At 73.3% G+C, this 24,971-nt stretch carries 25 protein-coding genes; 8 read left to right on the top strand and 17 right to left on the bottom strand.

Going from position 1 to position 24,971, the window contains the following annotated elements; translation table 11 throughout:
• Positions 1-196 precede the first annotated feature (196 nt).
• Both GXB85_RS07190 and GXB85_RS07195 read right to left on the bottom strand, forming a co-directional pair.
• Entirely contained in the window at positions 197-2,152 is a 1,956-nt protein-coding gene (locus GXB85_RS07190; protein ID WP_370524068.1) for an ABC transporter ATP-binding protein, read from the bottom strand.
• A 74-nt stretch (positions 2,153-2,226) separates the two neighbouring features.
• On the bottom strand, positions 2,227-2,724 hold the full coding sequence (locus tag GXB85_RS07195; protein WP_161916965.1) for a heme-degrading domain-containing protein: 498 nt from the start codon (positions 2,722-2,724) through the stop codon (positions 2,227-2,229).
• Positions 2,725-2,842: 118 nt separating this feature from the next.
• Between GXB85_RS07195 and GXB85_RS07200 the strand changes: the two genes are divergently transcribed.
• The 3 genes from GXB85_RS07200 to GXB85_RS07210 are packed head-to-tail and all read left to right on the top strand — an operon-like array spanning position 2,843 to position 6,130.
• Entirely contained in the window at positions 2,843-3,286 is a 444-nt protein-coding gene (locus GXB85_RS07200) for a helix-turn-helix transcriptional regulator (RefSeq protein ID WP_161916966.1), read from the top strand.
• A 5-nt stretch (positions 3,287-3,291) separates the two neighbouring features.
• Positions 3,292-3,702: a VOC family protein gene (locus GXB85_RS07205; protein ID WP_161916967.1), complete on the top strand. Its 411-nt coding sequence runs from the start codon at positions 3,292-3,294 to the stop codon at positions 3,700-3,702.
• A 40-nt stretch (positions 3,703-3,742) separates the two neighbouring features.
• Positions 3,743-6,130 (top strand): excinuclease ABC subunit UvrA, encoded by a 2,388-nt coding sequence (locus GXB85_RS07210; RefSeq protein ID WP_161916968.1) that lies wholly within the window; start codon positions 3,743-3,745, stop codon positions 6,128-6,130.
• 9 nt (positions 6,131-6,139) lie between these two features.
• Here GXB85_RS07210 and GXB85_RS07215 read toward each other — a convergent pair whose 3' ends face one another.
• Positions 6,140-6,727, bottom strand: coding sequence for a TetR/AcrR family transcriptional regulator (locus GXB85_RS07215; RefSeq protein ID WP_161916969.1), 588 nt, complete (start codon positions 6,725-6,727; stop codon positions 6,140-6,142).
• Positions 6,728-6,783: 56 nt separating this feature from the next.
• On the opposite strand from GXB85_RS07215, the gene GXB85_RS07220 reads away from it, so the two are divergent.
• A complete protein-coding gene (locus tag GXB85_RS07220) occupies positions 6,784-8,007 on the top strand; it encodes an MFS transporter (RefSeq protein WP_161916970.1) in 1,224 nt (407 codons plus the stop codon).
• Here the strand turns inward: GXB85_RS07220 and GXB85_RS07225 are convergent.
• The 3 genes from GXB85_RS07225 to GXB85_RS07235 form a co-directional block, all read right to left on the bottom strand.
• Complete coding sequence (locus GXB85_RS07225) at positions 7,964-8,461, bottom strand: DUF421 domain-containing protein (RefSeq protein WP_161916971.1); 498 nt, start codon at positions 8,459-8,461, stop codon at positions 7,964-7,966. The two genes, GXB85_RS07220 and GXB85_RS07225, sit on opposite strands and share 44 nt — an antisense overlap.
• 71 nt (positions 8,462-8,532) lie before the next feature.
• Entirely contained in the window at positions 8,533-11,091 is a 2,559-nt protein-coding gene (locus tag GXB85_RS07230; protein WP_161916972.1) for a PEP/pyruvate-binding domain-containing protein, read from the bottom strand.
• Between the two features lie 78 nt (positions 11,092-11,169).
• On the bottom strand, positions 11,170-11,670 hold the full coding sequence (locus GXB85_RS07235) for a GNAT family N-acetyltransferase (RefSeq protein ID WP_161916973.1): 501 nt from the start codon (positions 11,668-11,670) through the stop codon (positions 11,170-11,172).
• 111 nt (positions 11,671-11,781) lie between these two features.
• On the opposite strand from GXB85_RS07235, the gene GXB85_RS07240 reads away from it, so the two are divergent.
• Both GXB85_RS07240 and GXB85_RS07245 read left to right on the top strand, forming a co-directional pair.
• Positions 11,782-12,093, top strand: coding sequence for a hypothetical protein (locus GXB85_RS07240; protein ID WP_161916974.1), 312 nt, complete (start codon positions 11,782-11,784; stop codon positions 12,091-12,093).
• Between the two features lie 81 nt (positions 12,094-12,174).
• Positions 12,175-12,516: a hypothetical protein gene (locus GXB85_RS07245; RefSeq protein ID WP_161916975.1), complete on the top strand. Its 342-nt coding sequence runs from the start codon at positions 12,175-12,177 to the stop codon at positions 12,514-12,516.
• A gap of 2 nt (positions 12,517-12,518) precedes the next feature.
• On the opposite strand, the gene GXB85_RS17810 is transcribed toward GXB85_RS07245, so the two are convergent.
• From GXB85_RS17810 to GXB85_RS07295, 11 genes are all read right to left on the bottom strand, one after another.
• Positions 12,519-12,668, bottom strand: a complete 150-nt coding sequence (locus tag GXB85_RS17810) for a hypothetical protein (protein WP_202627685.1) — start codon at positions 12,666-12,668, stop codon at positions 12,519-12,521.
• A gap of 97 nt (positions 12,669-12,765) precedes the next feature.
• Positions 12,766-16,164: a pyruvate carboxylase gene (locus GXB85_RS07250; RefSeq protein ID WP_161916976.1), complete on the bottom strand. Its 3,399-nt coding sequence runs from the start codon at positions 16,162-16,164 to the stop codon at positions 12,766-12,768.
• Between the two features lie 178 nt (positions 16,165-16,342).
• Positions 16,343-16,933: a MerR family transcriptional regulator gene (locus tag GXB85_RS07255; RefSeq protein WP_161916977.1), complete on the bottom strand. Its 591-nt coding sequence runs from the start codon at positions 16,931-16,933 to the stop codon at positions 16,343-16,345.
• 174 nt (positions 16,934-17,107) lie between these two features.
• Complete coding sequence (locus GXB85_RS07260; RefSeq protein ID WP_161916978.1) at positions 17,108-17,626, bottom strand: bifunctional nuclease family protein; 519 nt, start codon at positions 17,624-17,626, stop codon at positions 17,108-17,110.
• Positions 17,627-17,660: 34 nt separating this feature from the next.
• Positions 17,661-18,326, bottom strand: coding sequence for a MerR family transcriptional regulator (locus GXB85_RS07265; protein WP_161916979.1), 666 nt, complete (start codon positions 18,324-18,326; stop codon positions 17,661-17,663).
• 140 nt (positions 18,327-18,466) lie between these two features.
• Positions 18,467-18,952, bottom strand: a complete 486-nt coding sequence (locus GXB85_RS07270) for an FHA domain-containing protein (protein WP_161916980.1) — start codon at positions 18,950-18,952, stop codon at positions 18,467-18,469.
• A 78-nt stretch (positions 18,953-19,030) separates the two neighbouring features.
• A complete protein-coding gene (locus GXB85_RS07275) occupies positions 19,031-19,816 on the bottom strand; it encodes a DUF881 domain-containing protein (protein WP_161916981.1) in 786 nt (261 codons plus the stop codon).
• Position 19,817: 1 nt separating this feature from the next.
• A complete protein-coding gene (locus GXB85_RS07280; protein ID WP_161916982.1) occupies positions 19,818-20,150 on the bottom strand; it encodes a small basic family protein in 333 nt (110 codons plus the stop codon).
• Entirely contained in the window at positions 20,147-21,115 is a 969-nt protein-coding gene (locus GXB85_RS07285) for a DUF881 domain-containing protein (protein WP_161916983.1), read from the bottom strand. Before GXB85_RS07285 ends, GXB85_RS07280 begins: the two co-directional genes overlap by 4 nt.
• Positions 21,112-21,681 (bottom strand): CDP-alcohol phosphatidyltransferase family protein, encoded by a 570-nt coding sequence (locus GXB85_RS07290; RefSeq protein WP_370524069.1) that lies wholly within the window; start codon positions 21,679-21,681, stop codon positions 21,112-21,114. Before GXB85_RS07290 ends, GXB85_RS07285 begins: the two co-directional genes overlap by 4 nt.
• Positions 21,682-21,797: 116 nt before the next feature.
• A complete protein-coding gene (locus GXB85_RS07295) occupies positions 21,798-23,258 on the bottom strand; it encodes an RNB domain-containing ribonuclease (RefSeq protein ID WP_161916984.1) in 1,461 nt (486 codons plus the stop codon).
• Positions 23,259-23,322: 64 nt separating this feature from the next.
• Here GXB85_RS07295 and GXB85_RS07300 point away from each other — a divergent pair, with 64 nt between their 5' ends.
• The gene (locus GXB85_RS07300) at positions 23,323-23,934 is read left to right on the top strand and encodes a DUF4126 domain-containing protein (RefSeq protein WP_161916985.1); all 612 of its coding nucleotides are present in this window, start codon (positions 23,323-23,325) and stop codon (positions 23,932-23,934) included.
• Positions 23,931-24,959 (top strand): LLM class F420-dependent oxidoreductase, encoded by a 1,029-nt coding sequence (locus GXB85_RS07305; protein ID WP_161916986.1) that lies wholly within the window; start codon positions 23,931-23,933, stop codon positions 24,957-24,959. The genes GXB85_RS07300 and GXB85_RS07305 overlap by 4 nt, the downstream gene beginning before the upstream one ends.
• Positions 24,960-24,971 lie beyond the last annotated feature (12 nt).

Here is a 24,971-nt window from a genome sequence, read left to right on the forward strand (position 1 = left end):
GGTGTGCGGGCCGCGTCTCCCGGATCAACGTGCGCGCCGGGACGGGTGTTCCGGCCGCGCGTGAAGGTCCGGTGAACGTGTCCCGGGAACCGCCAGGCCTGCGGTCGATGCGCCCGTTCCTGCGCTGACCACGGTCCCGCCCCGCCGCGGTGCCCGCAACTCGAGCGGCGGTACGCTCCCGGTCCGGCTGCCCACGTCACGCGCGTGGGCGGTCCGCCTGCTGCGCGAGCACCACACCGTCGGTGAACATCACGCCGTCGGCGAACCGCGCCTCGACGCGACCGCCGCCGAACTGCTCGGCGTGCAGCCGCGCGTAGAGACCGTCGGCCTCGAGCAGCTCGGTGTGCGTCCCGTGCTCGACGACCTGGCCGTCGTCGACGACGAAGATCACGTCCGCGTGCCGGATGGTCGACAGCCGGTGCGCGATCGCGATCGTGGTCCGGTGGGACATCAGGCGGGTCAGTGCCTCGTGCACGAGCCTCTCCGAGGCGCTGTCGAGGGCCGAGGTCGCCTCGTCGAGGATCAGCACGCGCGGGTCCTTCAGGAGCACCCGGGCGATCGCCAGGCGTTGCTTCTCGCCGCCCGACAGGCGGTACCCGCGTTCGCCGACGGTGGTCGCGTAGCCCTCGGGGAACGCCATGATGCGGTCGTGGATGTTCGCCGCGCGCGCGGCGTCCGCGAGCTCGTCGTCGCTCGCGCCGGGACGGGCGTAGCGCAGGTTGTCGGCGATGCTGGCGTGGAAGAGGTACGGGTCCTGCGTGACCATGCCGACGGCCTCGGCGACCGACGACAGCGCGAGGTCACGTACGTCGTGCCCGTCGATCAGCACGGCACCGCGGTCGACCTCGTACAACCGCGGGACGAGGTAGCTGAGCGTCGTCTTGCCCGCTCCCGAGGGGCCGACGAACGCCGCGAGCTGCCCGGCCTCGATGCGCAGGCTGACCCCTCGCACGGCCCAGGCGCGATCACGTGAGCCGGGCTCGGGCATCGGGCCGTCGTCCGCCGGGGACGGGGCCTCGCGGGGGACGCGCACGGCCGTGGCGCCCACGTGCCCACCCGGTGCGACGTACCCCGCGAACCCCCCGCGCTGGCCACCGCGCGGGGCGGGCGGTGGCAGCGGGGCGACGAGCCGTGGGGGAGGCGGGTACGAGAACCAGACGTCGCGCAGCTCGATCTCGCCGCGCACGGCGCCGGGCGGGAGGACATGGGCAGCCGGGGCGTCGCGGATCGCGGGCGTGAGGTCGAGGTACTCGAAGATGCGTCGGAACAGGGCGAGCGAGGTGGTGACGTCGAGGGCCACGCGCATCAGCGACACCAGTGGCATCAGCAGGCGCGCCTGCAGGGTCGAGAACGCCACGAGCGTCCCCGCGGTCACGTCGGCGCCCCCGGTGATCATCCAGCCGGCCGCGAGGTAGACGAGCGCCGGGGTGATGGCCATGAACGCGGTGACCACGCCGAAGAAGCCCTGTCCGGCCATCGCCTGACGCACCTGGAGGTCGACCTGCCGCTCGTTCTCGGCCCGGTACCGCTCGACCTCGGCGTCGGCACGGTTGAAGACCTTCGCGAGGAGCACGCCGGAGACGCTGAGCGCCTCCTCCGTGATCGCCGTCATGTCCGAGAGCGACTCCTGCGTCCGGCGCGCGAGCACCTGCCGACGCGCACCCACGCGGCGCTGCAGCACCAGGAACACGGGCATGAGCGCGAGCGAGATGAGGGTCAGCTGCCACGACAGCAGCACCATCGCCACGAGCGAGGCGATCACCGTGACCGAGTTCGACAGGATCGACGACGCCGTGGTGGTGAGCACCGATCGCACACCACCCACGTCGTTCGCGAGCCGCGACTGGATCGAGCCGGTGCGCGTCGCCGTGAAGAAGGCGAGCTCCATGCGCTCGAGGTGCTCGAACAGCCGCCCGCGCAGCTCGGCCATGGCCCGGTTGCCCACGCGCGTGGTCAGGTACGTCTGGCCGATCCCGACGGCGGCGCTCAGCAGGGGGACCACGACCATGGCGCCCACGAGCCAGCCGAGCAGCGCGAGGTCGACGCCTCCACCGTCCGCGGGGAACAGTGCGCGGTCGAAGACCGCCTGCGTCAGGAACGGGATCGCGATCCCGAGAGCAGCACCCACCACGATGGTGACGGCGACGAGCACGAGCGAGCCCCGGTAGGGCGCGAGCAGCGCCCAGATGCGGCGCAGCAGCTCGCGGTCCGAGGGCGGGACGGTGCTCAGGGCCGCCGCCCGGCGACGAAGGCCTCGAGGGCTTCGACCACGAGCGCGTGGTCGTCGGCCTGCGGCAAGCCGGACACGGTCACCGCGCCGATGACCCCGACATGACGCACCACGAGGGGGAACGAGCCGCCGTGGGCGGCGTACTCCTGCTCGGGGAGCCCCGTCTGTGCCGCGAACGTGGTGCCCCGAGCCCGTGCTCGCAGCCCCAGGAGGAACGAGGGCGCCCCGAAGCGCAGGGTCGCGCGGGACTTCCGCTCGACCCACGTGTCGTTGTCCGGCACGGTGCCCGCGAGCGACGCGTGGAACAGCACGTGGTCGGGCCGTCGCACGTCGACCACCACGGGCAGGCCCCGCGAGCGCGCGAGCTCCACCAGCGACGTACCCAGCAGCCAGGCGTCGTCGTGGTCGAAGCGGTCGAGGGTCAGGCGCTCGACCTGGCCGGTCACGGTGGCGATCAGCTCGTCGAGCTCGGGGGAGGGGCGTGCGTCGTCCATGCCTTGAGCATGCCGCACGGGGCCGACACCCACCGCTTCGTCCCCGGGCAGCGGGCGCTCGTCCCGGACCGCTCACGGACGTGGTGGAGCGAGGTGCGCCTGTGGCAGCATCGGGTGGATGGCCGCTCGTGAGCCCGAACGCCTGCGCGAGCTCGCGCGGCTGCGGCAGGTGCGGGACCGGATCGACCGTGAGTACGCGCAGCCCCTGGACGTCGAGGCGCTCGCGCGCGGGGTCCACATGTCCGCAGGGCACCTGAGCCGTCGGTTCCGTGCCGCCTACGGCGAGTCGCCCTACCGGTACCTGATGACCCGCCGGATCGAGCGCGCGATGACGCTGCTCCGCCGCGGCGACCTGAGCGTGACCGAGGTGTGCCTCGCCGTCGGCTGCGGGTCCCTCGGCACGTTCACGACGCGGTTCACCGAGCTCGTCGGCATGTCGCCGGGCGCCTACCGGCGCGCGACGGCCGCGGCCGACGTCGGTCTCCCGCCGTGCGTGGCGAAGAAGGTCACGCGACCGGTCAGGAATCGAGAAGCCTCCGCGGCACGTCCGTACCTAGCGTGACCGGCATGGACATCACCGTGCAGCACGCGTTCCTTCCGCAGCTGGACCCCGAGGCCTCGCTCGCGTTCTACCGCGACGTGCTCGGCCTGGAGGTCCGCAACGACGTCGGCTACGCCGGCATGCGCTGGATCACCGTCGGCCCGCCGGGCGGCAGCGGCACCTCGATCGTGCTCTACCCCCTGGGCGCCGACCCGGGGGTCACCGCCGACGAGCAGCAGACGATCACCGAGATGATGGCCAAGGGCACCTTCGCGAGCGTGATCCTCGCGACGTCGGACGTCGACGCTACGTTCGACCAGGTCCAGTCGGCCGACGTCGAGGTGGTGCAGGAGCCGACGGACCAGGACTACGGGGTGCGCGACTGCGCGTTCCGCGACCCGGCGGGGAACATGGTCCGGATCCAGCAGCGGGCCTGAGCAGGCCGACGACGCCGCGGCTGCGGCAGGGAGAGGCACGATGACGACGCAGGCCGAGCGGACGCAGCGGACGACGACGCACCCGGCGGACGCGCACGACGTGATCCGGGTGCATGGCGCGCGCGAGAACAACCTGACCGGAGTGGACGTCGAGCTCCCGAAGCGTCGGCTCACGGTCTTCACCGGGGTCTCGGGCTCGGGCAAGAGCTCCCTGGTGTTCGGCACCATCGCCGCGGAGTCGCGGCGCATGATCAACGAGACCTACAGCGCGTTCCTCCAGGGCTTCATGCCCACCCAGGCGAGGCCCGACGTCGACCTCCTCGAGGGCCTGACGACGGCGATCATCGTGGACCAGGAGCGCATGGGCGCGAACCCCAGGTCGACGGTCGGGACGGCCACGGACGCCAACGCGCTCCTGCGGATCCTGTTCAGCCGGCTCGGCGAGCCGCACGTCGGGTCGCCGCAGGCGTTCTCGTTCAACGTCGCGTCGGTGAGCGGTGCGGGGGCGGTGACCTTCGAGAGCGAGGGTCGCACCGTCAAGGAGCGCCGGGAGTTCTCGATCACGGGCGGGATGTGCCCGCGCTGCCAGGGCACGGGCAACGTGACCGACCTCGACCTGGACGAGCTCTACGACGCGAGCAAGTCGCTGAGCGAGGGGCCGTTCCGCATCCCCGGGTACAGCGCGGACGGCTGGTACGGACGCATCTTCGCCGGGAGCGGCTTCTTCGACCCCGACAAGCCGATCAAGGACTACTCGCGCCGCGAGCTCGACGACCTGCTGCACAAGGAGCCGGTCAAGATCAAGGTCGAGGGCATCAACCTCACGTACGAAGGGCTGATCCCCAAGATCCGCAAGTCGATCCTCTCCAAGGACCGCGAGGCGATGCAGCCCCACGTGCGGGCGTTCGTCGACCGCGCGGTCACGTTCACGACGTGCCCCGAGTGCGCGGGCACGCGGCTCAGCGAGGCCGCGCGCTCGTCGAAGATCCGCGGCCTGAGCATCGCCGACGTGTGCGCGATGCAGATCAGCGACCTGGCGACGTGGGTGCGGGGGATCGACGACCGCAGCGTCGCCCCGCTGGTGGGCACCCTGGCCGACACGCTCGACTCGTTCGTGGAGATCGGGCTCGGCTACCTCAGCCTCGACCGGCCCGCCGGCACGCTCTCGGGCGGCGAGGCGCAGCGCACCAAGATGATCCGGCACCTGGGCTCGGCGCTCACCGACGTCACCTACGTCTTCGACGAGCCCACGATCGGCCTGCACCCGCACGACATCCAGCGCATGAACGCACTCCTGCTACGGCTGCGCGACAAGGGGAACACGGTGCTCGTCGTCGAGCACAAGCCCGAGACGATCGCGATCGCCGACCACGTCGTCGACCTCGGGCCCGGCGCCGGGTCGGCGGGCGGGTCGGTGGGCTACGAGGGCCCGGTCGACGGCCTGCGCACGAGCGGGACGCTCACCGGGAGGCATCTCGACGACACCGCGCGGCTCAAGGACGAGGTGCGCGAGCGCACGGGTGCCCTCGAGATCCGCGGGGCGCGGCAGAACAACCTCCAGGACGTCGACGTCGACGTCCCGACCGGCGTCCTGACGGTGGTCACGGGCGTCGCCGGCTCGGGCAAGAGCTCGCTGATCCACGGCAACCTCGCGCGTCGCGAGGACGTCGTCGTGATCGACCAGGGCGCGATCCGTGGGTCGCGCCGCTCGAACCCTGCGACCTACACGGGACTGCTCGAGCCGGTGCGCAAGGCCTTCGCGAAGGCCAACGGGGTCAAGCCCGCGCTGTTCAGCGCCAACTCCGAGGGCGCGTGCCCCACGTGCAACGGGGCAGGTGTCATCTACACCGAGCTCGGTGTGATGGAGACCGTTGCCACGACCTGCGAGGAGTGCGACGGTCGACGCTTCAAGGCCGAGGTGCTCGACTACCTCCTCGCGGGTCGCAGCATCGCGGAGGTGCTCGAGATGTCGGTCACCCAGGCCGAGGAGTTCTTCGGTGCGGGCGAGGCCCGGACGCCGGCGGCGCACAAGATCCTCGACCGTCTCGCCGACGTCGGCCTCGGCTACCTCACGCTCGGCCAGCCGCTCACGACCCTGTCGGGGGGCGAGCGCCAGCGGCTCAAGCTCGCGACCCAGATGGGGGAGAAGGGCGGCGTCTACGTCCTGGACGAGCCGACCACGGGTCTGCACCTCGCAGACGTCGAGCAGCTGCTCGGGCTGCTCGACAGGCTCGTCGACGGCGGCACCACCGTCGTGGTGATCGAGCACCACCAGGCCGTGATGGCGCATGCGGACTGGATCATCGACCTGGGGCCGGGCGCTGGTCACGACGGCGGGAAGGTCGTGTTCGAGGGCACGCCCGCCCAGCTGGTCGCGGAGCGGTCGACCCTCACGGGTGAGCACCTCGCCACGTACGTGGGTGCCTGAGAGCACGCCTCACCCGGGCCGTCGGGCGGCGGAGACGACCAGGCGGGCCGCCACCCGCGCGGCCTGGAAGGGGTCCTCGGGCTCGCCGCGCAGGAGGCTGCTCAGCACGCCGTTGTAGATCACCAGCAGCGTCGCAGCCGTGGCGCGGGGATCGGTGAGGTCCGCCGCCTCGGCGAGCGACCCGAGCCTGCCGACGAGCTCGGCGGTGTCCTGGCGCACCAGGGCGTGCACGGGGTCGGGGTCGGCACCCGTCGGTGACGGACGCTCCGAGACCGTGGAGAGGAAGCAGCACCACTGCGTGCGACCGTTCGCGGATCGGAAGGTCTCGATCGCGTCGAAGACCGCGAGCAGCCGATCCTCGGGCGTCGCCGCACGCGCGATCGCCGTGTCCCACGCTGTCGTCCACGCCGTGAGGCGACGCGTGAGGACGGCCTGGAGCACCCCGTCCTTCGAACCGAAGTGGTGGTAGATCGTCACCACGGAGACGCCGGCCTCCGCCGCGAGCGCATCCATCCCCGTCACGGCGATGCCGTCGCCGAAGAAGAGACGTTCTGCGGCGTCGAGGATCCTCTGCTGGGTGGGCGCACCTCGGACCATGCGTCTACTGTAACGACCGTTGTGCATAACGCTCGTTACAGTTCGGAGGTGGTGTCGTGGCCGCGAAGGAGAAGGAGGGGCGCACCCTGGCGTGGCCGCTCATGGGAGTGGCGGGGATGCTGCTCATCGCCACCACCTACGGGATGGCCCGGTTCGGCGTGGGGCTCCTCGCGCCCGTGCTGGTCGCCGAGCGACCGGGGCTCGCGGGAGCGATCGGGATCGCAGCTGCCGGGCAGTACGTGTCGTACGGCGTCGCCGCCGCGACGGCCGCGGGATGGGTCGACCGGAACCCGCGTCTCGGCGTCCTCCTCGCGGGTGGGACCGCGACCACCGGATGCCTCGGCATCGCAGCTGCGCAGGACGGCGCGACCTTCGTCGGCGCGGTGCTCGTGGCGGGCGCCGGTGCGGGGTTCGCGTCGCCTGCGCTCGTGCGGGTCGTGGACGGGTTCGTGCCCTCGGCGAGGCGGGCCCTGACGCAGTCGGTCGTGAACACGGGCACCGCGGTGGGTGTCATCGGTGCCGGGGCCGTCGCATCAGTGGCGACGCGTGCGGGCGTCGCGTGGGTCGTGATGGCCGCGTGCTGCGCCGCGGCAGGGACGGGCGCGTGGGTCCTCGCCGTGCGTGGCCGCGCTCCGACCGGTCGCGTGCCCGGCGCCGAGGGACCGTCCGTGCAGGGGCTCGTCGCGTCCCTCTCGGTCCCCGTCATGGCTGCCGTCGTGGCAGGCGTGGGCTCCGCGTTCGTCTGGACGTTCGGCCCGCTGCTCCTGGCCGAGGGCGGGGTGGTCGCGCCCGACGACTCCGGCGGCCTGTGGATCGGTCTGGGCGCGGGCGGCCTGCTCGGGGTCCTCACCGGAGCCCTCGTCGACCGGGCCGGCCTGCGGCGTGGGTGGGTGCTCACGGCCGCCGTGCTCGCGCTCGCCACGGGCGGCCTCGGCGCCGCCCTCGCGACCACGGGCGTCGTGCTCGCGCACGCCGCGATGGCCGTCTTCGGAGCCGCGTACATGGCGCTCTCGGGGGCCCTGATCCTGTGGGCGCGAGACGTTCGACCCGAGGCCGGGGGAGCGGGGACGTCATTGCTGTTCATCGCCCTCGGTGCCGGGCAGGCGGTCGGCTCCGCGCTCGTCGGGGGCCTGCGTGACATCGTCCCGCCGACGGCCCTCGCCGCAGGCGCGGGCGCCGTGTGCCTCGTGTCCGCGATCCTCGGCGCGCTCCCGTCGACCCACGGACGGCGCCGGGTCAGAGCGCGAGCGCCGAGCCGTCACCCCGCTGCTCCCGCGTGATCACGGACATCGTGCCGTCGGTCTCGAGGACGACCGCCGCGACCTGGTCGAGCCCGCCCACGCCGGTGGCGCGCACGGCCTGACGGACCTCCGACGGCGTGACGCGGCGGCGTCGCATCTCGTCCTGCTGCATCACACCGTCCTCGAGCAGCACGGTGGGCGAGGCCGTCACGAGGGCACGCCCCGCGCGCAGGTGCACCGTCACCCAGGAGACGACCGCCTGGAGCGCGACGAGCAGCGCGAGCGCGAGCGCCCCCTCGGACCAGCTGACGTCAGCACTGAGCAGGATCGTCGCGAGGGTCGACCCCAGGGCGACCGTCACCACCAGGTCGAACGCGTTCAGCTTCGCGAGCGTGCGCTTGCCGCTGACGCGCAGCACGAGCACCACCCAGGCGTAGGCGGCCGCCCCGACGAGCAGCACGCGGAGCAGGTCGCCCCAGGAGTCGAACCACATGATCAGCCCTCCGGTCGCCGGATCGCATCAGCACCTGGTCCCCAGGCTGCCCCGGGAGCCCGTGGGGCGCATCACGCCGGGCCGCAGACCACCGCCTGGCTCGCGATGTCCGATGCGAGCCACCACCCGCGGGGCGCCGCTACGTGCAGCGCGGGACCCAGCGGCGCGTCGTCGGGCAGCACCTGCGCGAGCAGGTTCTCGAGCTCCGTCACCCGCTCGGGGCTGATCTGTGCACCGCGCCGGCCGTCGTGCAGCGCGACGTAGAAGATGCCCTGCTCGACGAGGTCCTGGAAGAAGTGGCTGCCGTAGGAGAGCTCGGGGTCGATCCCCGCCTCGGGCGCGGCGACCTCCACCAGCGCCGCCACCCGGCTCAGCTCGGAGAACCGCGCGGGGACGCCGAGGGCAGGCGTCGTCGTACCCCAGCGGCCGGGGCCGATCAGGAGCGTCGAGTGCTCGGACGCCACCACGCGGTTGAGGCGCCCGACGGCGCGAGCGACCGCGTGCTTGCCCTGCTCGGGCAGCGCGAGGTACGCATCGGGCCGTACCAGGACGACGCGCTCGACGGGGATCCGCACGTTGCCTCCCATGAACCCGCCCGTGGCCTGGAGCAGCCGGGTGGCCGCGTCGGCACGCGGCATCACGACAGGCGAGCCGGGGCCGCGGGTCTGCAGCGGTCGGCACTGGACGACGTTGATGCGGACGGTCGCGTCGGGTGCGAGGTTCACGGTGAACTCGACGTCCACCGGGTGCTCGTACGCCTGTTCGAGGAGGTCGAGCGTCCTGCGCACGGTCGCCGGGAGCTCGGTGCGGGTCAGCAGGCCGTGCAGGTCGACGAGGTGGGGGAGAGCCGTGGGGCGTCCCTCGTCGGCCGCGAGGCGCTCGCCCGCGACGTCGGGACCGGCGAGCAGAGCCGCGTCGGTGCCGAGCGTCGGGAGCACCTCGGAGCACCGCCGGCTGGTCCACTCGTTCTCGCTCAGGCTGAGCAGGTCGACGCGGCGCTGCGCGAACCGCGCGGCGTCGCCGTACGCCGTGGGCGGGAGCCGCGTCGGGTCGTCGAGGCAGACGATGCGCGCGTAGTCCGCGGAGGTGCGGTCGACCGCGCGCGTGCCGAGGCCCAGGACGACGCGCATCATGCCCGCACCGGCGTCGATGGACGGATCCCACAGGTACAGGTTCTGCGAGACGGCGACGCCCGCCGCGTGCGGGAAGAACGCGTCGCCGTGCCGGTCACCCGAGACGCGCTGGACCAGGACCGCCATCTGCTCGTCGTGCTCGTGCAGCCCGCGGGCCGCGCGGTACCTCAGGGCCTCCTCGCTGAACGCGCTCGCGTAGACGGTGCGCACCGCGTCCTCGAACGCCGCGAGGCGCTCGGCGGGGTCGCCCTGGTTGACGCAGAACACGCTGTCGTACTTGCCGGCGAAGGCGTTGCCGAAGTCGTCCTCGAGCAGCGAGCTCGAGCGCACGATGACGGGGGACTGGCCGAAGTACTCGAGCATCTCGACGAACTGCTCACGCACCTCGGCCGGGAACTGGCCGTGCTGCACCCGCTCGCGCAGCTCTGCCGCGCGCGCGTAGTAGCCGCCCGCGGTGCGCTGCTCGGCGCGCAGCAGCCACCACCCGTTCTCGACGAGGTACGTGTAGAAGACGTCCGAGCCCACGTAGAACGAGTCGTGAGGCTCGAGCGATGCGAGCACCTCCGGGTCGCCGTGGTGCTCGATGACGGCTCGCGCCACCAGCATGCCCGCGCTCTTGCCGCCGATCCGGCCGGTGCCGAGCGTGCGTGCGCCCACCAGGAGGAGCTCGGCGAGCGACACGTACCGCTCGGCGAGCCGCACCATCCGCTCGGAGCCGCCCAGCAGCATCCGCACGAGCTCTGCCGCGACGGGCAGCTGCTCGCGCGTAGGCAGGTCGAGCGCGTCACGGGCGCGGTCGAACGCGACGTGCCAGGGGTCGGCACGGTCGCCCTGGCGAGGTACGCGCGAGAACAGGCGGGCGACCTCGACGCTCGACGTCACCGGCTGCGCCTGGTCGCCGCGCACGCGGTGCGGGAAGAACATGGTCGGCGAGTACCGCCGCCAGGCCTTGAGCGGGTGCACGTAGACCTCGTCGTCGACGCGGTACAGGTCGAGCAGCACCTGCGTGGTCTCGCGGATCCGGGCGACCGTGCGGGGCGTGTGGGTTCCGCGCTCGAGGGCGAAGTACGCCACGGTGTCGAGGCGGAACAGGTACGGGCAGGTGACTGCGAAGAAGTTCGCGATCATCAGGTCCGAGAACCACAGCGGGAGCAGCTCGGTCAGGCTGTCGAACACGTAGAAGACGCCCGTGCCCTCGCGTGTCACGAGCTCGTGGACGGTGAGCGCAACACCCTCGAAGCCCTGGTCGGGGGTGATCTCGACGGTGACGACTCCCGGGACGTCGTCGATCAGGCGTGCGTGCCCTCCGAACCGCACGTAGACGACGCGCCGCCCGTCGGCGACGGCGCGCGCCGCGAACGCGCGGGCGACGGTCCGGTAGTCGGCGACGTCGTCGACCTGCCACACGACGTTGTCGCCGATGCGCAACCCGTCGACCACCGCGTCGAGGCCCTCGAACCCCGTGCTGACGCGCTCGGTGGCGGTGTGTGCCGTCATCCGTCGATCATGCCCGACGGTCGGTCCTCGTCGGTCCCAGGTCAGCGTTGACGTAAGCCGATAATGGACATTATGTCATTACGCCTGGAGCGACCCCGTGAGCTCACGACGCCACCGCTCCTCCAGTCGTGACGGGTCACGCACCAGGGCCATGCGCTCGCCCGTCGGCACGAACCCGTGCGCGCGGTACAGGGCCGCGGCGGTGTCGTTGTCCTCGACGAGCCACAGCGTGACCCCGGCCGCGCCGTCGTCGGCCGCGTGCTGGACCACGGCCTCGACGAGTGCCGACGCGACGCCGAGGCGTCGTGCGCCGGGTGCGACCCAGAGCGCGACCACGTGCCGCTGGTCCGCGGGTGCCCCCGGCTCCTGGATCAGGGACACGAGCCCGACGTCGTCCTGCCCGCGGGACGCGAGCCACCACGGGCTCCCGCGCAGTCGCATCCGCCAGTGCGGCTCGCGGAACCCCTCCTCGCGCGCCAGGGAGGAGCCGAACACGTCGGGCGACTCGCGCAGCGCCGCGAGCCGGACCTCGCGCAGGCGCTCCCAGTCGTCCTCGTCCAGGGCTCGGATCGTGACCACGACGCCATGATGCCCGCTCGGTGGCTCTCCCCTGGCGCGACGCTCCGTGGCACGACGGTCGTACAGGCGTTCGATTCCGTGGGCCCAGGCGGGCCGTGAGACCCTGGGGCCATGCCTGATGCGCGTCCCTCCCCCGACGAGACGTCCCCCGACCGCCGTCCGCAGGGTGACGGCGAGGAGCGCACGTGGGCCGGCAACGTCCCGCTCGACCGGCGCTGGTGGTGGTCCCCCGCCCTCATGGTCGTCGTCGGGATCGCCGTCGCGGCGTACCAGTACTCGGTCATTGCCGACGGCACCGCCATCGCGCTGACCTGGGTGATGGTCGCCATCGGTGCCGTCGTCACCGTCGCCGGCCTGGTCCAGCTCAAGCGCGCCTGGGACGTCGAGCAGGTCCGCCGGCGTGGCGAGACCGCCGGGACCTGACCGCACCGGCCGACCGCTCCCCTGCGCCCCGAGCCCGATCGACCTAGGGTCGAAGGCTCAGGACGACGGAAGGAGCCCGACATGGCCGACCACAGCCGCGACCAGCTGCCCATCCCGGACTACGACCACCTGCCGGTGACCGGCCTCGGGCACCGGATCCGCTCGCTCACGGGCGACCAGATCGACGCCCTGCTCGACTACGAGCGTGCGCACGCGAACCGGCTGCCCGTGGTCCAGGTGCTGCAGACCCGGCGCTCCGAGCTCGACTCCGGGGCGGAGCCGAGCAGCGGGGACGCCGCGGGTCTCGCGCCGGACCAGGCGCAGGCGCCGAGCGGCTCGAGCCCGGTGTCTCCCGCGACAGCGCCCTACCCGGACATCCCGCCGACCGAGAGCGACGAGGCCAAGCCGCCCATCCGCGGCTGATCTCAGCCCTGCGGTCGCTCGTCCGAGCGCACCGCGTCGGCGAGCTCCTCCTCGGGGCGCGGCGGGACCGTCTCGTCGGCCTCGAGGTGGGGCACCTCGATCTCCGCGCCGCGGTGGCCGTGGGGATCCGGGGAAGGCGTGCTCTGGGACATGACGAACCTCCGTGCAGTGCCTGGCCGACGTGCACCGAAGCCTACGGGTCGGGCCCGCACCTCGCCCGGCGTGCACCGACGCCAGGCGAGGCGTGCGTCAGCTGATGACGCAGACCAGGTCGCCACCCTCGAGCTGCTGCACCGCACCGATCGCGAGCCGCTGGACCGTCCCACCCACGGGGCTCGTGATGGAGGCCTCCATCTTCATCGCCTCGATCGTCGCGACGGCCTGGCCGGCCTCGACCTTCTGCCCCTCCTGGACCAACGGTGTCACCGCACCCGCGAACGGCGCCGCGATCTGGCCGGGAGTCCCGGGGTCCGCCTTCTCGGCCGCCGTCTGGTCCACCTCGACCGAGCGGTCGCGGACCTGGAGCGGGCGGAGCTGCCCGTTCAGGGTGAACATGACCGAGCGCATGCCGCGCTCGTCGGGCTCCCCCACGGCCTCCATGCCCACGAGCAGCCGCACACCCTTGTCGAGCTCGACCTCGACCTCGGTGGACGGCGACATCCCGTAGAGGTAGCGCGCCGTGTCGAGGACGCTCACGTCGCCGTAGGCGGCGCGGACCTGCTCGAGCTCCTTGGTGGGCCCGGGGAACAGGAGGTGGTTGAGCCGGTTCCGGCGCGCCTCGGACGTGCCGTCCAGGTCGGCGCGGTCCTCGTCGCTCAGCCGCGCAGGCTCGCGGTGCGCGGTGCGACCCGCGAGGGCGCGCGAGCGGAAGGGCTCGGGCCACCCGCCGGGCGGGTCGCCCAGCTCTCCCCCCAGGAAGCCGATGACCGAGTCGGGGATGTCGTACTCCTGCGGCTCGGCCGCGAAGTGCTCGGGATCCGCGCCCCGCGCCACCAGGTGGAGCGCGAGGTCGCCCACCACCTTGCTCGACGGCGTGACCTTCACGAGCCGTCCCAGGATCCTGTCGGCCGCGGCATACATCGCCTCGATCTGCTCGAACCGGTCCCCCAGGCCGAGCGCGATCGCCTGCTGGCGCAGGTTGGAGAGCTGTCCGCCGGGGATCTCGTGCTCGTACACGCGGCCCGTCGGTCCCGGCAGGCCGGACTCGAAGGGCGCGTAGATGCGCCGCACGGCCTCCCAGTAGGGCTCGAGGTCGCTCACGGCCCGCAGCGACAGGCCCGAGTCACGCTCGGTGTGCTCGAGCGCGGCGACGAGCGCCGACATCGACGGCTGGCTCGTGGTGCCTGCCATCGCGGCCGAGGCGGAGTCGACCGCGTCCACGCCGGCGTCCACGGCGGCGAGGAGCGTCGCGAGCTGCCCGCCCGCGGTGTCGTGCGTGTGCAGGTGGACCGGGAGGTCGAAGCGCTCGCGCAACGCGGTCACGAGGGTGCGCGCGGCCGCCGGACGCAGCAGACCGGCCATGTCCTTGATCGCGAGCACGTGGGCGCCCGCGTCGACGATGCGGTCGGCGAGCCGCAGGTAGTAGTCGAGCGTGTAGAGGCTCTCCCCCGGGTCCGTCAGGTTGCCCGTGTAGCAGAGCGCCACCTCGGCGACCGAGGTACCGGTCTCGCGCACGGCCTCGATCGCGGGGCGCATCTGGTCGACGTCGTTGAGGGCGTCGAAGATGCGGAAGATGTCGATGCCGGTGGCGGTCGCCTCGCGGACGAAGGCCTGGGTGACCTCCGTCGGGTAGGGCGTGTAGCCCACCGTGTTGCGTCCGCGCAGGAGCATCTGCAGCGCCACGTTGGGCAACGCCTCGCGCAGGATCGCCAGACGCTCCCACGGGTCCTCACCCAGGAAGCGCAGCGCGACGTCGTAGGTCGCACCGCCCCAGGCCTCGACGCTCAGCAGACCGCCGGTCATGCGCGCCACGTACGGCGCGACGGTCGCGAGGTCGTAGGTGCGCACCCGCGTCGCGAGCAGCGACTGGTGCGCGTCACGGAACGTCGTGTCGGTGACGCCGACGGCGGTCTGCTCGCGCAGGGCACGCGCGAAGCCCTCGGGGCCGAGCTCGAGGAGCCGCTGCCGGGTGCCGTCGGGGGCCAGCTGGGTGAGGTCGAGCCGGGGCAGCTTGCGCTGCGGCTCGAGGATCGACTCCGGGCGGCCGTGCGGCCGGTTGACGGTGACGTCCCCGAGGTAGGCGAGCAGCTTGGTCCCGCGGTCGGCGCTCTCCTTGGCCGCGAGCAGGTGCGGCCGCTCCTCGATGAACGAGGTGGCCAGTCCCCCGGCCACGAAGTCGGGGTCCGCGAGCACGGCCTGGAGGAACGGGATGTTCGTCCGGATGCCGCGGATGCGGAACTCGGCGAGCGCTCGGCGGGCGCGCCGCACCGCCATCGGGAAGTCCTGGCCGCGACACGTCAGCTTCACCAGCATCGAGTCGAAGTGGCCGCTGATCTCTGCGCCGGCCGACGCGGTCGCACCGTCGAGCCGCACCCCGGCGCCGCCCGGCGACCGGTAGGCGATGATGCGGCCGGTGTCCGGGCGGAAGCCGTTCGCCGGGTCCTCGGTGGTGATCCGGCTCTGGAGGGCGAACCCGTTGACCCGCACAGAGTCCTGGGAGATGCCGAGGTCTGCGAGCGTCTCCCCCGCCGCGATCCGCAGCTGCGACGAGACGAGGTCGATGTCCGTGACCTCCTCGGTCACCGTGTGCTCGACCTGGATCCGCGGGTTCATCTCGATGAAGACGTGCTGGCCCGCGCGCTCCCCCACCGTGTCGACGAGGAACTCGACCGTGCCCGCGTTCACGTAGCCGATGCTGCGCGCGAAGGTCACGGCGTCGCGGCAGAGCGCGTCGCGGATCGCCGGGTCGAGGTCCGGTGCCGGGGCGATCTCGATGACCTTCTGGTGCCGACGCTGGACCGAGCAGTCGCGCTCGAACAGGTGCACCACCTCGCCCGTGGCGTCGGCGAGGATCTGCACCTCGATGTGCCGCGGTCGGAGCACGGCCTGCTCGAGGAACACCGTCGGGTCGCCGAACGCGCTGTCGGCCTCGCGCATGGCTGCGGCGAGGGCGTCGCGCAGGTCCTCGCGCTGGTCGACGCGTCGCATGCCGCGTCCGCCGCCGCCCGCGACGGCCTTGACGAACACGGGGAACCCGATCTCGTCCGCCGCCGCGACGAGGGTGTCCACGTCGGACGACGGCTCGGACGAGGCGAGGACGGGGATCCCCGCCTCGCGTGCGGCGCGCAGCGCGCTGACCTTGTTGCCCGCCATCTCGAGCACCTCGGCCGGCGGGCCCACGAACGTGATCCCGGCACGTGCGCAGGCGCGTGCGAGCTCGGGGTTCTCGGACAGGAAGCCGTACCCCGGGTAGATCGCGTCGGCCCCGGCCTCCTGCGCCACCCGGATCATCTCGTCGATGTCCAGGTACGCGCGCACGGGGTGGCCGGGCTCCCCGATGGGGTACGCCTCGTCGGCCTTGAGGCGGTGCTCCGACGCACGGTCCTCGTGCGGGAAGACGGCGACGGTACGGGCGCCGAGCTCGTACGCGGCGCGGAAGCCACGGACCGCGATCTCTGCGCGGTTGGCGACGAGAACCTTGGAGAACACGCTTCACCTCATGGGTCGTGGGGCAGGTGCACCGTACCCGGTGGGAGCACGGTGCGCCCTGTCCGTCCCGCGAGACGGACGCCGTCCACGGCGTGACCATCCCGCGCCGAAGGTCACGATCACCTCAGCGGTTGGTCAAGACGCTTCCCACGAAGGCTGCGCCCCAGGTCAAGAGACCTCAGCCGGCCGTCCGGGCACGCCTGCGCGCTGCCAGCTCGTCACCCGCGGTCGACGCGGGAGCGGTCGAGTCGTCCTCGGCCCGTTCCGTGGGAAGGGTCGCGAGCGATCCCTCGACCTCGCGCCAGACGCGGCCGACGGCGATCCCGAACACGCCCTGCCCGCCCTGGACCAGGTCGATCACCTCGTCGGCCGATGTGCACTCGTAGACGCTCGCGCCGTCGCTCATGAGCGTGATCTGCGCCAGGTCGTCGACGCCGCGCTCGCGCAGGTGGCCGACGGCGGTCCGGATCTGCTGGAGCGAGACACCGGTGTCGAGCAGGCGCTTGACGACCTTGAGGACGAGGATGTCCCGGAAGCTGTACAGCCGCTGGGTGCCCGACCCGCTCGCGGTGCGGATGCTGGGCTCGACCAGGCCGGTGCGCGCCCAGTAGTCGAGCTGGCGGTACGTGATGCCTGCCGCGCGGCAGGCCGTCGGCCCGCGGTAGCCGGTCGTCGTGTCCAGGTCCGGCAGCTCGTCGCCGAACAGCAGGCCCTGGGCTCGCTGGGGGACGCCGACGACGTCCTCCGCGTTGTCACCGCTGCCGCTCACGGGCCCTCCTCGTCGTCCATCCGCTGGTCAGCACCGATGTCCGGGGCTCCACGGGATGTTCACGAGTCACGCTAGAGCGGCGCCCCAGGTCCGTCAACGACGCCACGCGGCGCGCCGGGCCCGGTGTGTCGCATCGGCGTGTCTCAACCTGAACCTGAAGGTCACGGTTCGGTCTCACGAGGGTGCCGAGGGGCCTCGTCCGCCCTCGTCCCCCGAGCCGAAGTCGTCCGCGTTGACGGTGTCGAGGAACGCGCGGAACTCCTCGACCTCGTCCTCCGGCGCGCGCTCCTCGACCTCGAGGCCGGACTCCTCGAGGACCTCGGGCGCGCACAGCACCGGGCTCCCGGTCCGCACGGCCACCGCGATCGCGTCGGAGGCGCGGGCGTCGACCCGCTGCCCCGAGTCGAGCACGAGGGCCGCGTGGAAGACACCGTCCACCAGGGCCGTCACCTCGGCCCGCTCGACCTCGGCCCCCAGGGTGCGGACGAGCGAGACCAGGAGGTCGTGGGTCATCGGCCGCGGCGCGGCGACCCCGGCCTGCGCGGCCGCGATGGACGAGCCCTCGGCCACGCCGACGACGATTGGCAGGAGGCGTCGCCCGGCGACGTCCAGCAGCAGCACGACGACCTGGTCGAGGGGTGCTTGCCTGCGCACGCCCAGCACCTCGAGCTCGACCAGTTCCTCGTCAGCCATGTACCCACGCTACGCCGCGCGCCGGGGCCACGCGTCAGGGGACCAGGCCGGCGACGCCCGAGCGGACGAGCGCGGTGTGCATCCGGTTGCACAGCTCGCCCACCTCGCCCGCCACTGCGGCCGCACGTCCCTGGGCGGTGGCCGAGCGCTGCCCGCGCACGGGAGCCACGATCTGCTCGACGATCGCGACCTGACGGTCCGCCGCCGCGCGGAACGCGCGCAGGTGACGTGGGTCCACGCCGTGCTCGCCGAGCGCGGCGGCCACCTGGACGACCTCCTCGGCCCACGGGTCCAGGCGCCCCCCGGGCAGCGTGCGGAGCACGCCGGCGTCGACGAGCTCCGACACGAGCTCGGCCCCGACACCCGCGGCCTCGGCCACCTGGTGGACGGTCGGTGCCGCGACGGCCGCGCCGGTCCGCTCGCCGTCGAGGGTCGCGAGCCGTGGGGTGAGCGGCTCCTCCCCCGCCCCGGCGTCGAGCTCGGCGAGCTGCTCGCCGATGACCTTGAGCGGGAGGTAGCGGTCGCGCTGCTGACGCAGCACGTAGCGCAGGCGCTCGACGTCGGCCGGGCTGTACTGCCGGTAGCCGCCGGGCGTGCGACGCGGTTCGACGAGTCCCTGCTCCTCGAGGAATCGGAGCTTGGACGGCGTCACGGCCGGGAAGTCCGCGCCGAGATCCGCGAGGACGTCGGAGATCCGCATCGAGGGCTCTCGCGACACCCCCCGCGGCCACGGCTCGCCGGAGGCCGAGGGGGCGGACTCGGTGGGCGCCCCGGGCGCGTCCGCGGCGTCGGCACGACCGACCCCGTCGACGCCCTGCCGCGCCGCGGTGGCGCGAGGGCTCACTGCACCGTGCCCGCGTGACGCGGCTCGTAGCCGCCGCCACGGCTCGGGCTCGGGTGGAACGTCATCCGGAACTTGCCGATCTGGACCTCGTCACCCGGACGGAGCAGCGCCTGGTCGATCCGGTTGCGGTTCACGTAGGTGCCGTTGAGCGATCCGACGTCGCGCACCACGAACCCGTCGAGCTCGCGGACGAACTCGACGTGCTTGCGGGACACGGTCACGTCGTCGAGGAAGATGTCGGCGTTGGGGCTGCGCCCCGCCACGGTGCGCTCGGCGTCGAGGAGGAACCTGGCGCCCGAGCTCGGGCCGCGCTGCATGATGAGCAGCGCCGACGTGGGCGGCAGGGCCGCGACGGCGGCCTGCTCCTCGGCACTGAGCCCCACCGGGCCGGCGTCGTGATCCACACCGGTGAGGACGCCCTCGCCGAAGGCCATCGTCGTGTCGGCAGCACCCCGCTGCTCGGGCGCGTCGCGCTCGTCCATGGTTCCTCCTCGGCATCGGGCAGGCGGGTGGTGCACCAGCAGGCACAGCCTATGCGGACAGCATGCGGTGCGGCAGCCTCAGTCCGTGGACTCGGGAGGCACCGGGGTCGCGTGCTCGGGGACGCGGGCCTCCTTGATCGCCTCGACCTCGACCAGGTCGGGCGTCGTGACGTTCGTGCGTCCCGAGGCGTTCCGCACGGACGCGAGGGCGCCGCCGGGGATGTCGAGCGCCGTCGTCAACGTCCCCGGGTCACCGATCACGCGCCACCGGTAGGGCGCCTCCAGGACACGGCCGTCGACCTCGACGCCGTCCTCGGTCTCGATCACGTAGGTCGACGCGGTCACCCGGACGTCGTTGAGCTGGATCGCCTCGGCCCCGGCGTTCCGCAGCTCCTCGAGCACGTTGTAGAGCACGTGCGCCGGGATCTTGCCCTGGGGCTCGGTGAGCGTGAGCTCGATCCCCGGCCCCTCGGCGGGCAGCGTGCCCGCGAGGATCCCCTGCACGACGGCGCGCTCCTCGGCAGCCTCCTGCGCAGCCCGCTGCGTGTCCGAGCCGGTCACGAGCTCGCTCCGTTCGCGACGGAGGTCGGCAGCCTCGCGCTCGAGCTCGTCGCTGCGCTGGGTGACCTCGTCGAGGATCCGGACGAGCTCGTCCTGTCGCAGCCCCGCCAGCCCGACGTCGCGGTTCGCCTGGACCTGCACCACCAGCGCGAAGCCGAGCAGGGCGCTCAGCACACCCGCGGTGAGCTGCGCACGGCTGAGCCGTGGTCGCAGGGCCCGCGCGACGGTGCGCCAGGACGAGGCGACCGTGGGGGTGGGCGGCCCGTGCGGGGAGGGTGCGTCCTTGCGGTGGTCGGGGGTCATGTCAGGCTCGGAAGAGGTGGCGGCGGATGGCCGCGGCGTTCGAGAAGATCCGGATCCCGAGGACGACGACGACGGCGGTCGACAGCTGCGTGCCGACCCCCAGCTGGTCGCCGAGGAAGACGATCAGGGCGGCGACGACGACGTTGGACAGGAACGAGACGAGGAAGACCCTGTCGTTGAACGTCCCGTCGAGCAGGGCACGCAACCCTCCGAAGAGCGCGTCGAGCGCCGCGACCACGGCGATCGGGAGGTAGGGCTGCAGCACCGACGGCACGGTCGGCTCGAGCAGAAGTCCGACGGCTGCTCCGACGAGCAGCCCGAGCACGGCGATCATGGTGTCCCTCCGTCCGGGGGTGCCGACTGTTCCACATCCGCAGCCGTCGAGGTCCCGTCGGGGACCAGCGGCGCGTCATCGGGGAGATCGGCGAAGCGCAGGCGGCTCGAGCCCGCGCCCGGAAGCAGGAGCTCGGGCACGGCACGCACGGTCACGTCGATGTCGTAGGTGCCCGCGATCGACATCAGGTGGCTCTGGGCACCCGAGCGCGCGAGACCCGTCTGGAGCGCGCGCACGTCTCCGACGGCCTCCACGCGGTAGGGCGGGAGCACGGGGGCGAGGTCGACCAGCACGGCCTGCCCGGCGCCGCGGATCGCGCTCAGCGCCGTGAGCCGCTCGCCGTTGATCGCGATCGCCTCCGCCCCGGCCGACCAGAGGCCGTTGACGAGCACCTGGAGGTCGAGCGCCTGGACACGAGAGAGCGGATCCGTGCGGGTGTCACCGCCGGCAGTGTCGTCGAGGACCACCTCGAGGCCCGGGCCCTGGACGGCGACCGCACCCGAGACCAGCTCGGTCCGCGTCAGCTGGGCGAACAGCTCGGGGTTCTCGGCCGCGACCGCGTCCTCCTGGAGGTCGGCGATCTCGGCCGAGAGCGCTCCGGTCTCCTCCTGCAGCGCCGAGACCGCGGCCGAGCGCTCCTCGATCTGCTCGCGCAGCAGGGCCCGCCCCGACACCGCCTCGGGCGGCGGCGTGCGCAGCGCGGAGATCGCGCTGACGGTGAGCGCACCCAGGGCGGCAGCCAGCACCAGGTGCACCGTCGCGCGGCGCACGCGGGCTGCGCGGCTGCGCTCGACGCGCGGTCGCTCGGCGGCCTCGGCGTAGGCCGTGTCGACCGGCCGGTACATCACCTCGTTGAGCAGGCTCATGGACGCGTCGACGGCGGGCGCCGCGTGGGTACCGCCGGCGCGCACGGGCCCGTACCAGGCGTGACCGGCCCCCTCTCGGCGCCCTTCCCCGGGCGTCATGCCGCGCGACCTCGCAGGGCACCTGCCGCCTGGCGCACGTAGACGCCCGCGGCCGACCAGTAGAGCCCGATCCCCCACCACGCGAACGCCCAGCCGACCAGGCCTGCGGCGGCACCCACCGTGCCCGGCCACTGCGCGAGCAGCAGCAGGGGGAACGCGTAGAGCAGCGCGAAGGTCCCGGCCTTGCCGAGGAAGTGCACCGGCAAGGGGCCGACGCCGCGCACCATGAGGACGGCGAGCACGACGGTCAGCAGCAGGTCCCGCCCGACGACGGCGCCCACGACCCACCACGGCACGACGTCACGGATCACGAGCACGACGAGCGTGACGAGGATGAAGAGGCGGTCGGCCGCCGGGTCGAGCAGCTCACCCAGGCGCGAGACCTGGTCGAGCGCACGGGCGATCTTGCCGTCGACCCAGTCGCTGGCCGCGGCGACGGCGAGCACGACCAGACCCCACAGGTCGTGGCCCTGGAGCAGCAGGACGGCGAACACGGGCACGAGGAGCAGGCGGGCGGCACTGATGAGGTTGGGCAGGGTCATGAGCTCCGAGCGTCGAGAGCTCACCGCGGCCTCCCGCGTCGGCCTGCCCACATCGTCCACGTCCACCCTGCCCCCGGTCACCCCGCGACCGGGTCGCTCGCGCCCTCACCGCGCCGACGTCGCGGTCCGTCCCGTCGATCCTACGGGCGGGACGGTGCCGGGCGGGACGGGGACGCGCCGCCGTCAGCCACCTGGCGGAAGGCGACGCGCCGTTCGACGACGTCCGCGGTCACCAGGCGCAGCCGCACGCGCTCGCCCTCGGGCAGCGGGTCGCCCTCGGTGCGGGCGACGACGGCGGGCTCGGCGAGCTGGACGGTGCGCTCGTCGAGCGCGACCCCGTCGAACTCCTCGCCCACGCGGTGCTGCAGCACTGCTGCCTCGACCAGGTCCGTGGACGCGCGGTCCACGGCCGACGCGCGTCGGGCGCCGTCGGCCATGGTCCCACCGAGGTCGTCGAGAGCCTCGAGCACCCAGCCCGGGACCGCGCGCCCGGCGCAGGCCGCGAGGCAGATCTCGAGACCGTACCTGTCGACGAGGCGCCGCAGGGGTGCCGTGACGTGGGCGTAGGGCGCGGCGATGGCCCCGTGCTCCGCAGGTGCCGGCGGGTCACCGGTGAAGGGCGTCCACGCGGCCCCGCGGAAGAGCGTGGTCGCCGCCGCGAGGAACGCGGCGCCCCCAGGGCTCGTGTGGTCGACGTCGGTGAGCACGTCGCCGTAGTCCCGGCCCACCGGCCACGCGACCCCGAGCGCGAGCGCCTGCCGGCGCAGCCGGCGCACATCGCGCTCGTCGGCCGCGGGCATGGTGCGCAGCACCCCCACGCGGGCGCCGACCATGAGCTCGGCGGCGGCCATGCCCGTGAGCAGCGAGATCTGGGCGTTGTGGTCCTCGAGCGGGAGCGTCGCGCGGTAGGCGAGCTCCCACCCGCCGTCCTCGTGCTGGACGACCTCCTGCTCGGGCCGCCCGAGCGACACGCCGCCCCGCTCCCGCTCGAGCCGTGCCCGCAGCGAGCCGATCTCGGCGAGCAGGGACATCGGCTCGTCGGTGTCCAGGCCCGCGTCGAGGCGTGCCTGCTCGGTGCCGTAGTCGAGACGGGCGACGCTGCGCACCACGCCGCGCTCGACCCGGACGGCGGTCCGCTCCCCCGTCGCGTCGAGGTCGAGCTCCCACACCACGGCGGGCCGGTCCGCGCCGGGACGCAGGGAGGCCGCGCCCTCGCTCAGCACGGGCGGGTGCAGCGGCACGCGGGTGTCAGGGCAGTACACGGTCTGGACGCGTGCGTGGGCCGCCGCGTCGAGCGCGCCGCCGGGCCGCACGAAGGCGCCGACGTCCGCGATCGCGTACCGCACGCGGAAGCCGGAGCCGCGGCGCTCGAGGTGCATCGCCTGGTCGAGGTCGGTCGAGCCCGGCGGGTCGAGAGTCACGAACGGCAGCCCGGTGAGGTCGCGCCGCTCGCGGCTCGGCGCTGCGGTCGCGGCGGTCGCGGCCTCCTCGAGCGCGGCTCCGGAGAACTCGACCGGGACCTCGTGCTCCGCCCGGATGCGGGCGAGTCCCGCGCGCACGACGTCGTCGTTCGCGCGCAGGACGCGGTGGGGCCGGGGCACGCGGCCACCCTAGGCCGCGACGTACGTCGTCGCCGCTCGCGCGGGCGCCTGCCATGCTGGGCGCATGCTCGAGGTCCTCACCGGCACCGGGCTGGCCACGGCGGCCGGCCTCAACGCGGCGCTGCCCCTGCTCGTGCTCGGTGCGCTCGATCGCTGGACGGGCCTGGTCACGCTCCCCGAGGGCTGGCAGTGGTTGTCCGGCGAGTGGGTGCTGGCCGTGCTGGCCGTGCTGCTCGTGCTCGAGGTCGTGGCCGACAAGGTGCCGGGCGTCGACCACGTCAACGACGTCGTGCAGACCGTCGTGCGGCCCACCGCGGGCGGGCTCGCGTTCGGTGCGGGCTCGGGTGCACAGACGACGGCCGTCACGGACCCCGAGGCGTTCGTGACGTCGGGAGACTGGGTACCGGTGGCGATCGGCGTGCTCCTCGCGCTCGTCGTGCACGTCGCCAAGGCCCTCGGTCGGGGCGTGGTGAACGCGCTGACGCTGGGTGTCGGTGCGCCGGTGGTGAGCGCCGCCGAGGACGCGACGAGCCTCGCGCTGAGCCTCTCGGCGGTCCTCGTGCCGCTGCTGGTGCTCGTGCTGCTCGCGGGTATGGCCGTGGTGGCGGTGCGCACAGCCAGGCGCCGACGACGACGTCGGCCCGCGGGTGACCTGCCCGAGGCGGTGTCGCCATGAGGTTCGGCTACCACCTGGGGTACTGGGGTGCGGGCCCCGATCCGCACGCCGCCGATGCCGTCCACGCGGCCGAGGAGCTCGGTCTCGACTCGGTCTGGACCGCCGAGGCCTACGGCTCCGACGCGTTCACCCCGCTCGCGTGGTGGGGGTCGCGGACACGGCGCGTCCGTCTCGGCACGGCGATCGCACAGATCTCGGCGCGCACGCCGACGGCGACCGCGATGGCCGCCCTCACGCTCGACCACCTGAGCGGTGGTCGCTTCGAGCTCGGACTGGGCGTCTCCGGGCCCCAGGTGGTCGAGGGCTGGTACGGCGTGCCGTACCCGAGGCCCCTCGCACGGACGCGTGAGTACGTCGACGTCGTCCGGCAGGTGCTGCGACGCGAGGCGCCCGTGGTGCACGACGGCGCCTTCTACCAGCTGCCCGCACGCGAGGGCACGGGCCTCGGGCGGGCGCTGCGCCCGACCGTGCACCCGCTCCGTGGTGACCTGCCGATCCACCTCGCGGCCGAGGGCCCGCGCAACGTCGCCCTCGCGGCCGAGATCGCCGACGGCTGGCTGCCCCTCTTCTACGCGCCGAGGGTCGACGCGCACTACCGTGAGGTGCTCGCGGAGGGTTTCGCGAAGCGCTCGGAGCGCCTGCGCCCCGCCGAGCGCTTCGAGGTGAGCGCGACCGTGCCCGTGGTGGTGGCGCCGACCGTCGAGCAGGCCGCGGACGCCGTGCGGCCGTTCGTCGCCCTGTACGTGGGTGGCATGGGTGCGCGCACCGCGAACTTCCACCGCGAGATGGTCGAGCGACTCGGCTACGTCGACGCGTGCGAGCAGATCGCCGACCTGTACGCGCAAGGGCGCCGCGACGACGCCGCCGCGGCGGTCCCGACCGCACTGGTCGAGGAGGTCGCCCTGGTGGGCCCGCGCGAGGCGATCCGTGAGCGCCTCGCGGCGTGGGAACCCACGGTGGTGACGACGATGCTCGTCCAAGGCGATCTCGACGCGCTGCGCACCGTGGCTGCGCTGACCTCCTGACCCGGCGTGGGC

Source organism: Cellulomonas sp. APG4, from assembly GCF_009996735.1.
In the GTDB taxonomy this organism is placed as follows: Bacteria; Actinomycetota; Actinomycetes; order Actinomycetales; family Cellulomonadaceae; genus Actinotalea.